Origin of the sequence: Gilliamella sp. App6-5, from assembly GCF_001690525.1 — a bacterium.
Classification (GTDB): Bacteria; Pseudomonadota; Gammaproteobacteria; order Enterobacterales; family Orbaceae; genus Gilliamella; species Gilliamella apicola_H.
Genome location: NZ_LZGT01000075.1, coordinates 29849 through 44116, shown reverse-complemented (window position 1 = coordinate 44116; position 14268 = coordinate 29849). Strand labels below are relative to the sequence as shown.

At 36.5% G+C, this 14268-nt stretch carries 11 protein-coding genes; 4 read left to right on the top strand and 7 right to left on the bottom strand.

Going from position 1 to position 14268, the window contains the following annotated elements; all coding sequences use genetic code 11:
• Window positions 1-25: 25 nt before the first annotated feature.
• The 5 genes from A9G24_RS09255 to leuA all read right to left on the bottom strand — a co-directional run bounded on the left by A9G24_RS09255 (window position 26) and on the right by leuA (window position 5709).
• Window positions 26-790, bottom strand: a complete 765-nt coding sequence (locus tag A9G24_RS09255; protein WP_065638759.1) for a class I SAM-dependent methyltransferase — start codon at window positions 788-790, stop codon at window positions 26-28.
• Between the two features lie 46 nt (window positions 791-836).
• Window positions 837-1439 (bottom strand): 3-isopropylmalate dehydratase small subunit, encoded by a 603-nt coding sequence (gene leuD, locus A9G24_RS09250; protein WP_065638758.1) that lies wholly within the window; start codon window positions 1437-1439, stop codon window positions 837-839.
• An 11-nt stretch (window positions 1440-1450) separates the two neighbouring features.
• The gene (gene leuC, locus A9G24_RS09245; protein ID WP_065638757.1) at window positions 1451-2851 is read right to left on the bottom strand and encodes a 3-isopropylmalate dehydratase large subunit; all 1401 of its coding nucleotides are present in this window, start codon (window positions 2849-2851) and stop codon (window positions 1451-1453) included.
• Window positions 2852-3013: 162 nt separating this feature from the next.
• Window positions 3014-4093 (bottom strand): 3-isopropylmalate dehydrogenase, encoded by a 1080-nt coding sequence (leuB, locus tag A9G24_RS09240; RefSeq protein WP_065638756.1) that lies wholly within the window; start codon window positions 4091-4093, stop codon window positions 3014-3016.
• Window positions 4094-4161: 68 nt separating this feature from the next.
• Window positions 4162-5709: a 2-isopropylmalate synthase gene (leuA, locus tag A9G24_RS09235; protein WP_065638755.1), complete on the bottom strand. Its 1548-nt coding sequence runs from the start codon at window positions 5707-5709 to the stop codon at window positions 4162-4164.
• A 393-nt stretch (window positions 5710-6102) separates the two neighbouring features.
• Here leuA and nfsB point away from each other — a divergent pair, with 393 nt between their 5' ends.
• Both nfsB and A9G24_RS09220 read left to right on the top strand, forming a co-directional pair.
• Window positions 6103-6747, top strand: coding sequence for an oxygen-insensitive NAD(P)H nitroreductase (gene nfsB / locus A9G24_RS09230; RefSeq protein ID WP_065638754.1), 645 nt, complete (start codon window positions 6103-6105; stop codon window positions 6745-6747).
• 652 nt (window positions 6748-7399) lie between these two features.
• A complete protein-coding gene (locus tag A9G24_RS09220) occupies window positions 7400-8428 on the top strand; it encodes a hypothetical protein (protein ID WP_065638752.1) in 1029 nt (342 codons plus the stop codon).
• A gap of 143 nt (window positions 8429-8571) precedes the next feature.
• On the opposite strand, the gene A9G24_RS09215 is transcribed toward A9G24_RS09220, so the two are convergent.
• Window positions 8572-8859: an integrase core domain-containing protein gene (locus A9G24_RS09215; RefSeq protein ID WP_065638751.1), complete on the bottom strand. Its 288-nt coding sequence runs from the start codon at window positions 8857-8859 to the stop codon at window positions 8572-8574.
• Between the two features lie 375 nt (window positions 8860-9234).
• Here A9G24_RS09215 and A9G24_RS09210 point away from each other — a divergent pair, with 375 nt between their 5' ends.
• Together A9G24_RS09210 and ettA are read left to right on the top strand one after the other, a co-directional pair.
• Window positions 9235-10260, top strand: a complete 1026-nt coding sequence (locus A9G24_RS09210; protein WP_065638750.1) for a hypothetical protein — start codon at window positions 9235-9237, stop codon at window positions 10258-10260.
• Between the two features lie 611 nt (window positions 10261-10871).
• On the top strand, window positions 10872-12539 hold the full coding sequence (ettA, locus tag A9G24_RS09205) for an energy-dependent translational throttle protein EttA (protein WP_034915195.1): 1668 nt from the start codon (window positions 10872-10874) through the stop codon (window positions 12537-12539).
• A 92-nt stretch (window positions 12540-12631) separates the two neighbouring features.
• Here ettA and A9G24_RS09200 read toward each other — a convergent pair whose 3' ends face one another.
• Window positions 12632-14260: a DUF2813 domain-containing protein gene (locus tag A9G24_RS09200; protein ID WP_065638749.1), complete on the bottom strand. Its 1629-nt coding sequence runs from the start codon at window positions 14258-14260 to the stop codon at window positions 12632-12634.
• Between the last annotated feature and the right edge of the window lie 8 nt (window positions 14261-14268).

The window sequence follows — 14268 nt, the reverse complement described above, 5'->3', positions numbered from 1 at the left end:
AAGCTGTTTATGACAACGGATCATTTTAGATAACTTTTTCAGTTTCAATAATCATCATATCCGTAGTAAAAGAACCATCTATTTGAAGTTCAAAATAATTTTTTGTATCGTCGGCTGCCGTTTCTTGGTAAATTCGTATTGCCTCAATTAACTGTTCAGGAGTACGCATTCGTTTAACCCATGTATCAAAAGAGAGTGTTAAACGATGACGGACAATCTTATTAATGACAAAACCAGCTTCAGTCAAAAAAGTTGACCATTCGCCAGGTGTATAATCACGAACGTGTGATGTGTCACGCAGGGATTCAACAGTTTGTAGCCAAATATCTAATACAGGGTGACCAGGTGAAACAACATCCATAATAATTAATTTGCCGCCTAGTTTAGTTATGCGATATATTTCTCGAATACTTTTACCAACATCATGCCAATGATGAGCTGAATAACGGCTGACAACAATATCAAATTGATTATCAGCAAAAGGTGGATATTCCGCATAACCTTGCTTAACGGTTATATTTTGTAAACTGCGCTCTTTTGCTGTTTGCGCTACAACCGATAACATTTCATTTGAAAGATCATAGGCTGTAACATGTTTAACATATTTTGCCGCAATAAAACTGACATGACCTGCGCCACATCCCATATCAAGTAGGTTTGCCTCGGAATGTGATATAAGTAGGTTAGATAAATATTCAAGATCAGCTCCTTGAGCATGTACTTTACTGGTTAAATAGGCATTAGCTTGTTCGCCAAACTGCTGTTTTACATTGTCATGATGTGTTGCCATTGTCGATTCTCATTATTGGGCGCAAATAAGCGCCCAAAAGTTAAAGTTAAGCTAAAAATGAAGGGATTTTCTGTTCAAAGTCGCTAATCGCATCTTCATGTTGCAAGGTTAAGCCAATATTATCTAACCCATTTAACAAGCAATGACGTTTAAATGCATCGATTTTAAATGTATATTGCTTGTCGCCGGCAATAACTACTTCATTGACTAAATCAATGGTAAACTCAATGCCTTCATTGGCTTCGACAATTTTAAACAGCTCATCAACATCTTCTTCGGACAAATTGACCAACAATAACTGATTGTTAAATGAGTTATTATAAAAGATATCGGCAAAGCTTGAACCAATGATGGTTTTAAATCCATAATCAGCAAGTGCCCAAGGGGCATGTTCACGAGAAGAACCACATCCAAAATTTTCACGTGCTAATAAAATGCTGGCACCTTTATAGCGGGGTTTATTCAAGATAAATTCAGGATTAGGCTGCTTACCAGCATCATCTAAAAAGCGCCATTCATGAAAGGCATGTTGACCAAATCCAGTACGTGTTACTTTCTGTAAAAATTGCTTTGGAATGATTGCATCTGTATCAACATTAGCTGCGTCCAAAGGAACAACTAATCCGGTATGTTTTGTAAATTTAGCCATGACAAGTCTCCTTAAAACGGTTTGCGAATATCAGTAAAATGACCAGTAATAGCCGCGGCTGCTGCCATAGCAGGACTAACTAAATGTGTTCTGGCATCTCGCCCTTGGCGCCCTTCAAAATTACGATTACTGGTTGATGCGCAGCGATCCCCTGGTGCTAATTTATCGTCATTCATTGCAAGGCACATTGAACAACCCGGTAACCGCCATTCAAAACCAGCGTCGATAAAAATTTTATCTAATCCTTCGGCTTCGGCTTGTTCTTTGACAGGACCTGAGCCTGGCACGACTAATGCTTGTACACCCTCTGCCACTTTACGACCTTTAGCAATTTGCGCAGCTGCGCGTAAATCTTCTATGCGCGAATTTGTACACGAGCCAATAAACACTTTGTTGATCTTAATATCTGTCATTTTGGTGCCAGCGGTTAATCCCATATAAGTTAATGCGCGCTCTGCGGAATGTTTCTCTATAGGATCAGAAAAACCATCGGGATTGGGTACTGTTGCATCAATGGACGTGACTTGACCTGGATTTGTTCCCCAAGTGACTTGAGGTGCAATATCTTTACCTTCAAGTGTGACCACGGTGTCAAACTGTGCGCCGTCATCGGTTTTTAGGGTTTTCCAATAGGCAACAGCTTTTTCAAAATCTTCACCCTTTGGAGAAAATTGACGACCTTTTAAGTACTCAAAAGTCACTTCATCTGGTGCAATAATGCCAGCTTTAGCCCCCATTTCGATTGCCATATTGCATAATGTCATTCGACCTTCCATTGATAATGCTTTAATCGCATCTCCACAAAATTCAACCACATGCCCAGTACCACCAGCACTAGTGGTTTTACCAATAATCGCTAATATAATATCTTTGGCAGTGATTCCTTCAGCTACTTGACCTTTGACCTCGATTTTCATGGTTTTAGCTCGACCTTGTTTTAAGGTTTGAGTGGCTAGGACATGCTCAACTTCAGAGGTGCCAATCCCAAATGCTAGTGCGCCAAACGCGCCATGTGTTGCGGTATGAGAATCACCACATACAATAGTCATACCGGGTAAAGTCATCCCTTGTTCAGGACCGACTACATGGACAATACCACGTAATGGACTTTGTAAATCATATAACGAAACACCAAACTCTTTGGCATTTTTTGCCAACTCAGTTAATTGAATGCGGGCCATTTCGCTGCAAGCATTTAAATCATTACTTTTGGTTGAAGTATTGTGATCCATGGTCGCAAAAGTTTTATGAGGCTGACGCACCTTACGATTCATTGCGCGCAAACCATCAAATGCTTGTGGTGAGGTGACTTCATGCACTAAATGACGATCGATATATAAAATAGGCGTTTCGTTTGGTGCTTCATAAACGACGTGCGCATCATATAATTTTTGATACAGTGTTTTTGACATTGCATATTCCTTATTATTTTTACAACTTATACTGCGTTGGGTTTTAGACATAATTTTATGAATACTAAGCTTAATTAGTCGCATTTAAGAGGGATACAAGTAGTTGTTTATTTTGCCTACTTGGCTTATCCCTAAGTGATACAATAAATAACATCAATCTGATTAAATGAGCTTACAAATAATGTCTCCCATTTCGTCAGTTGAAACGGCTTGTTCTTTTTGGGCAAGATCGATAGTACGATAGCCTTGTTCTAATGCTTTATTTACGGCTGTTTCGATAGCTGACGCAATATCATCTCTTTTTAAGCTATAACGTACTAGTAATGCTAAAGATAGAATTTGTGCTGTAGGATTAGCAATATTTTTACCTGCAATATCTGGCGCACTTCCGCCCGCGGGTTCGTATAATCCAAAACCTTGCTCGTTAAGGCTGGCAGAAGGTAACATACCCATAGAACCTGTTATCATAGCGCATTCATCAGACAAGATATCACCAAATAAATTTGAACATAAAATTACGTCAAACTGTGAAGGATCTTTAACTAATTGCATCGTAGCATTATCGATATACATATGCTCAAGTGTAACATCGGGATAGCTTTTAGCTACTTCGCTAACCACTTCGCGCCATAAAATTGAGGTTTGTAGTACATTAGCTTTATCAATTGATGTCACTTTTTTTCGGCGTAAACGTGCGGCTTCAAAACCCATTTTAGCGATGCGTTCGATTTCAAAACGGTGATACACTTCAGTATCAAAAGCCTTTTCTTGCGCACCACTTCCTTCTCGTCCTTTTGGCAAACCAAAATAGATACCACCAGTTAATTCGCGCATGCATAAAATATCAAAACCACGCTGGGCAATATCAGCCCGTAATGGGCAAAGATCTTCTAATCCTTGATATAAGCGAGCAGGGCGCATATTAGCAAATAATTTGAAATGTTTGCGTAATGGCAATAACGCACCGCGTTCAGGCTGTTGGTCGGGGGGTAAGTTAGTCCATTTTGGCCCACCCACTGAGCCAAATAAAATAGCATCGGCTTTTTCGCATCCTTCAAGGGTTTCATTAGGTAATGGGCAGCCATGAATATCAATTGCTGCACCACCGACATCGTATTCACTAGTAGTAATAGAAAGTTGATATTTTTGACGGATAACGTCTAATACTTTATAGGCTTGTTTCATCACTTCTGGGCCAATGCCATCGCCGGGCAGAACTGCAATATGGTAGTTTTGTGACATTTTTTATTCCTTTATAATCTCATTTAATTTTCTTATTTTGCTATTAAACGCGCAAAATAAATTATTTTTTAATCTTGGTGTAATTTTTGTTTTTCTTGGGCAACTTGATTTGCTCTATACACATTATTTAATACATTAATTAATGCGAGCGCCGATGAGTGAACAATATCGGTTGCAAGCCCAACACCATGGAACTTACGCCCCTTATATTCGGCAACAATATCCACTTGCCCTAACGCGTTTTCGCCTTGCCCTTTAGAGGCTAATTGGTATTTAACAATTGAAATAGGTTCGCCAGTAATGCGATTTATGGCTTGGTAAACTGCATCGACAGGACCATTACCCGTTGCTGCATCGGAATACTTTTTATCGCCAATTAATAAACTGACTGAAGCAGTTGAAACCACAGTTGAACCTGACTGAACATTAAAATAATCCAAAATATAATGCTCTTTTTCATCTTTCAATTGGTTGATGAAGATTAATGCTTCTAAATCATAATCAAACACTTGACCTTTTTTATCAGCCAGTTCTAAAAACGCCGCATAGACTTGATCTAAGTTATAATCTTTATCGTGATAACCTAATTCTTCAAGGCGATGTTTAACCGCTGCCCGCCCTGATCGAGATGTTAAATTTAATTGAATTTGATTTAATCCGATTGATTCAGGTGTCATAATTTCGTATGTTTCTCGATTTTTTAGCACACCATCTTGGTGGATCCCTGAGGAGTGGGCAAAAGCATTACTACCAATAACAGCTTTGTTAGCTGGGATTGGTGTATTTGTTATTTGGCTCACTATTTGGCTGGTACGATAAATCTCTTGATGATTAATATTGGTATGAACATTTAATATATTTTGGCGGATTTTAATGGCCATTATAACTTCTTCAAGTGCGGTATTACCCGCACGTTCGCCTAAACCATTCATCGCCCCTTCAATTTGGCGAGCACCTTCTTGAACCGCGCTAATCGAGTTAGCCACCGACATGCCCAAGTCATCATGGCAATGCACAGAGATAATCGCTTGATCAATGTTCGGGACACGTTCAAATAAGGTACGAATAATGCCACCAAATTGATAAGGGACAGTATAACCGACAGTATCCGGGATATTGATCGTTCTTGCCCCGGCTTTAATTGCTGCTTCAACGATACGACATAAGTTATCAATTGGGGTACGGCCTGCATCTTCACAAGAAAACTCCACATCATTAGTATAATTACGTGCACGCTTAATACAGTGCACAGCCCTTTCAATGACATCATCAAATGTCATTTTTAATTTATCTTTAACATGTAAGGTTGATGTTGCCATAAAAGTATGAATTCGGAATTGATCGGCAACTTTTAATGCCTCGGCAGCAACATCAATATCTTTATCAACACAACGAGATAAGGCACAAACTCGACTATCTTTAATAGTTTTTGCTATGGTTTGTACCGATTCAAAATCACCAGGTGATGATACAGGAAAGCCAACTTCCATCACATCGACTCGCATTCGCTCAAGTGCAAGCGCTATTTGTAACTTTTCTTTAACACTCAAACTTGCTTGTAATGCTTGTTCGCCATCACGTAACGTTGTATCAAAAATAATGACTTGATCGTTCATCGTTTTTTCCTTTTTATTTGGCGCTATCACGGGCTCTATTTTGCAAAAACAAAAAAACCCGCACTTCAGCGCGGGTTTTTGTTAATTTGTAGAGTTATTTAATAAACTATCTTTTTACTCCACGCAAAAACTATCCGCGCAAAAAGATGCGAGGAGGAAGCTGAGGTCGAGTGATAAATAGTTAACAAACATAAAATCTCAAATTTGATTGTAATATAGACTAAATTGGTATCATTTTTATCAAATGATATGGCTGATGTCAATCATTATTTTTTGATCTTAATATTCTATTTTTTAATAAAATAATAAATACACAATCTATTAAAATGATAAGTTGAGATATAACTTAACTTTATTATAATAATTGAAAACATAACTCATGAGGGCGCAACAATGAATATAGTTGATATTTCTCAAAAACGCTATACCACCAAACATTATGATGAAACCAAAAAAATTCCCGCCGATCAGATTGAACAATTATTAACAGTTTTAAGAAACAGTCCATCATCTGTCAATTCACAACCATGGCACTTTTATGTTATTGATAATGATGCGTCCAAAAATAAAATTTTACCCGCTATTGCTGAATTTAATCAACCAAGAGTGACTGGCGCTTCGCACACTATTGTTTTTTGTATTAAAACGCCAATAGACGAATCTCATTTAGTCAACCTGCTTAATCAAGAAGATAAAGACGGTCGATATCCTTCAGCCGATCTAAAACAAGCGCAAGATCAAGGTCGTCGGCACTTTGTAAAGCTCAATAGCACAACCATTGAAGCGCAACAATGTTGGGAAAGTAAACAAGCTTATCTCGCATTAGGGCAACTGCTTTTTGCAGCAGCGGCAATTGGTGTTGATTCAACGGCTATCGAAGGATATGACGCAAAAAAAATGGATGAAATCTTAGATCTTAAAAGCAAAGGACTTAAAAGTATTGTTGTTGCAACATTAGGCTATCGAGCTGAAAATGACGGCAATGCGCACCGACCAAAATCACGCTTACCGAAAGAGCAAATTTTTACGTTTTTATAAAATAACTTGAAATGTCCTCCGTCTGAATTGAGCTAAATGCGGAGGATATTTTTTTGATTTATTTCAGTTAATTATTCTATCTAGTTTGTAGATCATTTGGGTTATAACTATATTTGTGTTAGAACAATAAAATCGTAAAGTCCTTCTAGGTTGTTAAAAAGAGAATAATCTAACACTTTTGTTTGATAAATCCGGTTAAATCGTTCAAAATCCCTAAATTGAACGTTATTACTAATATTAATTAATTCCACAAAAGTTAAAACGTTCGAAATATAACACCATATTTTCATTAAAAAATCACCAACGCCTTAAAGTTGAATCGTTTCCATCTTCACATTCCTTTACAAAAAAATTCGACAAAAACTAGCCAACTATTTTTTTAGTGGCTATAATTTGATCGCTTTAGGAAATTAAGCTTATTAAATAAGCGAACAATCATAAAAATCGAAATAAAACAAAATATTACTTGACAGGTGGGACGTAATGCATTATCATTTTAGACACCAGACACTGGCAAACCTGCGTCTTAAATTTATCCAATAACGCCCTTAGGCAATTTTTCACACTTTTCTCATTTATATCCTCGAAGTTATCGCTTAAATTATTATCGAAATTGTCCCGAAAAATCTTGTTGGTATTGGGACTGTTATTATTGCCGTATTCATGGAGTTTAGAGGCATTAACCAGTAAAAATGGTCGAGCGAATAATCATCGTAGTGATGCCATAATATTATCATCGTCTGAAAACCCGTGTTTAAAATATGATAAAGGTGGGGATGCAAGTTCAGCTGACATATGGATATGGAGTCCTGATTATTTTGATCCAAGTGCGCCATTGGTTTGTTATGCCCAACCTAATTTATCAAATGATTCCAGTAATAATACTGAATATAAAGATTTAGATGGTCCGGATTGGGCAAAAGGAAAAGGATTTGTTCCACAAGATGTAAACAATCCACAACGTAATTTCCCGTCGATAGGAACAAATAATGTTTATTTTTATTTATTATTAGCAAACGTAATGCCCGAAGATATTATCTCAGCTAATGGCGCTAGAGTATTTCCTGAGTCAGGGAGTGGAGTTAGTTTAGCTTTATCATCTGCACGAACACCGGGTTGGGGAAAAGGCTCACGAGATGTAGCTTTAAAGATAGTACTAAAAGGACCAGTAAACAGTAGTGCTAATAAAAATTTTAGCCCCTCTACATTTAAGCTTTATTCTGATAGAGCTAAAAGTAAAGTCTTGTATAGCTTTAAAATTGAAAGATGGTATATAGCACAAGGAGCTCATATTAATGCATCTGTGCAAGACGCAAAAGATTACTGTAACCGAATTGGATACCGAATGCCAAGTGTAGTGGATTTCACCAACGCAAATATAGGTGATATTTGGACAGGAGGTATTCCTGAAAGAGATATCAACGGTTATCGCCGACAATTAAGCTATCGCGACGGTAATGGCAAGTGGATTGGCGGGCTATTTAATGAATGGGGAACTTTGTTTAATCATCCTAATCACTATTTAGGTCTTGACGACTGGGAACCTTGTCATCCTCAAGATTGGTATTGGACAATCGATACATACAAGGGAGAACCACTTCGGGTCGATTTAGGGGATGGAGATTTATATTATACTGAATCAACTTATGGGCAATATAGAGCGGCTTGTGTTAAGCCTTAGTTAAAAATTTATTTTTATATATTTAGCATGTATTTTAACTTTGTGACTTTTTGAAGTTAAAGAGTTTATTAAAATTGTGTACTTTCTAGCAATCTTAACAATTAAAACACAACGCTTTTTATGTACAATTAGCAGATGTAGATTTATCGAAAATAAGGGATAATCATTTTTGTTAATAAATCTGGTTGTGTTTTATATTTAATGGGCGTCATATTATTTAATGTCTTGTGCGGTTTTTGAGTATTATAAATGGTGAGCCATTGTTCGATCATTCTCCTTGCTTGCTCAAGGTTGTTAAAAAGAGAATAATCTAACACTTTTGTTTGATAAATCCGGTTAAATCGTTCAAAATCCCTAAATTGAACGTTATTACTAATATTAATTAATTCCACAAAAGTTAAAACGTTCGAAATATAACACCATATTTTCATTAAAAAATCACCAACGCCTTAAAGTTGAATCGTTTCCATCTTCACATTCCTTTACAAAAAAATTCGACAAAAACTAGCCAACTATTTTTTTAGTGGCTATAATTTGATCGCTTTAGAAAATTAAGCTTATTAAATAAGCGAATAATCATAAAAATCGAAATAAAACAAAATATTACTTGACAGGTGGGACGTAATGCATTATCATTTTAGACACCAGACACCAGACACCAGCACTGGCAAACCTGCGTCTTAAATTTATCCAATAACGCCCTTAGGCAATTTTTCACACTTTTCTCATTTATATCCTCGAAGTTATCGCTTAAATTATTATCGAAATTGTCCCGAAAAATCTTGTTGGTATTGGGACTGTTATTATTGCCGTATTCATGGAGTTTAGAGGCATTAACCAGTAAAAAAGGTCGAGCAAATAATCATCGTAGTGATGCCATAATATTATCATCGTCTGAAAACCCGTGTTTAAAATATGATACAGGCGGGGAAGCAAGTTCAGCTGATATATGGATATGGAGTCCTGATTATTTTGATCCAAGTGCGCCATTGGTTTGTTATGCCCAACCTAATTTATCAAATGATTCCAGTAATAATACTGCATATAAAGATTTAGATGGTCCGGATTGGGCAAAAGGAAAAGGATTTGTTCCACAAGATATAAATAATCCACAACGTAATTTCCCGTCGACAGGAACAAATAATGTTTATTTTTATTTATTGTTAGCAAACGTAATGCCCGAAGATATTATCTCAGCTAATGGCGCTAGAGTATTTCCTGAGTCAGGGAGTGGAGTTAGTTTAGCTTTATCATCTGCACGAACACCGGGTTGGGGAAAAGGCTCACGAGATGTAGCTTTAAAGATAGTACTAAAAGGACCAGTAAACAGTAGTGCTAATAAAAATTTTAGCCCCTCTACATTTAAGCTTTATTCTGATAGAGCCAAAAGTAAAGTCTTGTATAGCTTTAAAATTGAAAGATGGTATATAGCACAAGGGGTTGGTATAAATGCTTCAGCGAGTAAGACAAAAGATTATTGCAATCAAATTGGTTATCGGATGCCGAGTGTTGCAGATTATACTAATGCAAATAATGATGATGTGTGGACTGGAGGTATTCCTGGAAGAAATATCAATGGTTATCGACGCCAATTGAGTTATCGTAGCGGTAATGGTAAGTGGATTGGTGGCCTATTTAATGAATGGGGAACCCTATTTAACAATCCTGATCACTATTTAGGTCTTGACGACTGGGAAACTAGGCATCCTTATGATTGGTATTGGACAATCGATTCATACAAGGGAGAATCAATTCGAGTCGATCTAGGGGATGGGGATTTAGGTTATGGAGTAACTTATGAACTATACAGAGCTGCTTGTGTTAAGCCATAGTTAAATTTGTTTTATCTGTTCAGCAAATAGTTTGACTCTGTAACCTTTTGAAGTTACAGAGGTTATTACGAGTAAGTTAATTATAGAACTTACTCGCATTGTTTACAGTAATTTTCGAAAACACTGTAATAAATAGACATAAAAAAGCAAAATTAACACCTTATCATTGACTATTTATTAGCTATTATAATACAGTTAAACTGCATAAAGCAATTTTGGGGAAAACGCTTTATGAGTTTTTAGAGGATTATTTTAATGATGAAGTGTAAACAACTCGATGTTTTCCTACATTAAAATAACCGCACTGTGTTATTAACATTATTACATATTGCGGCTTTTTGGGAAGTGATATAAAACTATTTCTAGTATATATTCTTAATTAGCAATTTATTGATAATATATTTAAAAATAAAATGTTTTTACTAGACTTAAACAAATATAATCTCCCATTTTTTAATTCTATCAGTATTTAAGATACATTATTGTATAAGCAATTAGAGCATTCTTGTAAATAACCCTAGACCCAATCCTAAGAATCGCTACAATATACGCCATTAGTCATATAGCAAATACTTTTTGCTATTTTTAATCAATTAAACGGATAATGTTTTATGGCGCAATATGTTTATACCATGAACCGCGTTGGGAAGATTGTTCCTCCTAAACGCTATATTTTAAAAGATATTTCTTTAAGCTTCTTTCCGGGTGCAAAAATTGGTGTACTCGGTTTAAATGGAGCGGGTAAATCCACTTTACTACGAATTATGGCGGGTGTTGATACCGAAATTGAAGGCGAAGCACGTCCACAACCTGATATTAAAATTGGTTATTTACCCCAAGAACCGAAATTAGATCCTAAACAAACTGTGCGTGAAGCCATTGAGCAAGCGGTTAGTGAGGCTAAACAAGCATTGGCTCGATTAGATGAAGTATATGCCGCTTATGCTGATCCTGATGCCGATTTTGACAAATTAGCCAAAGAACAAGCAGAGCTTGAAGCCATTATTCAATCGCAAGATGCTCACAATCTGGATAACCAGTTAGAGCGAGCCGCTGACGCACTACGTTTGCCAGATTGGGATGCGAAAATTGAAAATTTATCAGGTGGTGAACGCCGTCGAGTAGCAATTTGTCAATTATTACTTGAAAAGCCTGATATGTTATTAATGGATGAACCGACCAACCACTTGGATGCCGAATCGGTAGCATGGTTAGAACGATTCTTACATGACTACGAAGGTACGGTTGTTGCAGTAACTCACGATCGCTACTTTCTAGACAACGTTGCAGGTTGGATTTTAGAACTTGACCGTGGTGAGGGTATTCCATGGGAAGGCAACTATTCATCTTGGCTTGAACAAAAAGATCAGCGTTTAGCACAAGAAGCCTCGACCGAATCGGCACGTCGTAAATCGATCGAAAAAGAACTCGAGTGGGTACGACAAAATCCAAAAGGTCGCCAAGCAAAAAGCAAAGCCCGTCTAGCTCGCTTTGAAGAACTCAACAGTAACGATTACCAAAAACGTAACGAAACTAACGAGCTCTTTATTCCAGCTGGACAACGTTTAGGCGATAAAGTGATTGAAGTAAGCAATCTAACTAAATCGTATGGCGATCGTGTGCTGATTGATAACTTATCTTTTAGTATTCCTAAAGGGGCAATTGTTGGCATTATTGGTCCAAATGGAGCAGGGAAATCAACCCTATTTAGAATGCTATCAGGCAAAGAACAACCTGATTCAGGCACGATTACTTTGGGTGAAACAGTGCAACTTGCATCAGTTGATCAGTTCCGTGACAGTATGGACGACAAAAAAACAGTTTGGGACGAAATTTCAAACGGTCAAGATATTATGCGTATTGGCAATTTTGAAATCCCAAGTCGTGCTTATGTTGGTCGTTTTAACTTTAAAGGTGTTGATCAGCAAAAGCGTGTTGGTGAACTTTCAGGTGGTGAACGTGGGCGTGTACATTTAGCTAAATTATTGCAAGTGGGTGGTAATGTATTACTACTTGATGAACCAACCAATGATTTAGATGTTGAAACGCTACGCGCGCTTGAAAATGCATTATTAGAGTTTCCAGGTTGTGCTTTAGTGATTTCACATGACCGTTGGTTTTTAGATCGTATTGCGACCCATATTTTGGATTATCAAGACGAAGGACATGTGGAATTCTTTGAAGGTAACTTTACCGAATACGAAGAATGGAAAAAGCGCACATTGGGTGCTGAAGCATTAGAGCCTAAACGTGCTAAATATAAACGAATCTCCAAATAGAATTAATTTTTATTTTATTCCGCCGATTTATATTGGCGGAATTGTTTTATCTTCTTGATAGCGATTTTAAATATTTTTCAAAATGTAATTATCTAAACTAACCCTTTAGATGAACTAATAATTCTCGAAAAAGTATCCATTAGCAAACGCGGTATAGCGTTTATACCACGTGATTTTGCATCATCACAAATGGCAATCGCAAGATCAGGTTTTGAACTTTTATGAATTGCTTTTTGAATAATTTGATGTACAGGCAGATCAATATGCTGTGTTGTATTATAAGCGGCAAGTTTATAGACATGACTAAAACCATGTTTAAATAAAAAGTTTTCAATGTCTCGCGCAGGCAAAACCGTTAAGTAATCATTAGGGTTTTTATCGTCACCACATAACGATTTTACCGTATCGGCATATTTTTTACCCGCCATATCCCCATCAGTAATTACATACCAATGAATTCCCATTTTATTGGCATATTTTATAAGCGGTTTTAAACCACACTGAGCAAACTCAATAAGCTGAACTCCCTCTGAACTCAGATGATAACCACTTTGTTCTGCTAGTTCACGTAACAACCACACTTCGGTTTCGCCTTCGACCAACAACCAACATCGTGCAAATAAGGCATTTGATCGGCGATAAAGAATATGAAACGCAATACGACGACTATCACTAACGCTTAATGAATAAGGTTCAATGTATTTGGCAATAATTTTATCTGGCAGACGAATTAAACGATAAAGGTTTTCTAATGAAAATAACGATACTAGATCACTTGAGTTAGACGTGATAATTTTTTGTGTAGGAAAGTTTTTTAGTAAGCGAAATGCAACGGATAAAATGATTGGATGTAACAAACTTTCAGGCTCTTCTAAAATTAAAATAGGCATTGAACTTTGTGAAAGCGAATAATTTCCTTTAGCATCAATAATAGAGCCGAAAATTCCTAAAAATACCGTTCGTAAATAATCATTATCAAGATTATCCAATACATCATTAATTTGTTCCAAAACATTCCAATCTTCTGATCTTGGTGTACTTTTGGCATTTTTTTGTTTGTAATGATTGCGGTGTGCTTGATCGACAAAATAATACTCTAATAATGAGCGTGCGGCTTGTAGGCCTCGAGCTAATTCATCTTGGGTTAATTCGGCTGAATGGGCTTTTAGTTGGTTTGAAAGTTGACTAATGTAATGTTCGGATAATGGTTCGTTAGTAACAGTTAATTGCTCAGGATTAATTGCATTTTTAAGTGTCATTACTGGATTTAGTTTGATTAATGTTGCAATTAATAATTTTTCGTTTTCTATATTAAAAGGATTGCCTTGTGCATTGAGCAATTTATGTTGTGTTATAATTTGGTTATCATGTTTATTAGCAGAAATTTGATAAGTGATACGATGCAGATTATCTTGGTGTGATTGATACGAAACCGAGCGTAATGGTTGATAATCTTGATTATTTAATTCATGTAAGTGTGATTGGCAATAAGTGATTTTAATAATAATATTATCGCCATAACATTGGTATTGATCATGATAAAAATCGGAATCGACAAATTGATAAAACGTGTTATCCAGTGATAACAATTGCAAAGCGCTGATTAAACTTGACCGCCCCCAACGATTTTCACCCATTAGTACGCTAGAACTTGCATTTAATTTTAAAGATAGTTGACTAATACCTTTAAATCCGGAAATATCAATTTGTTCAATAAACATAGCGTATC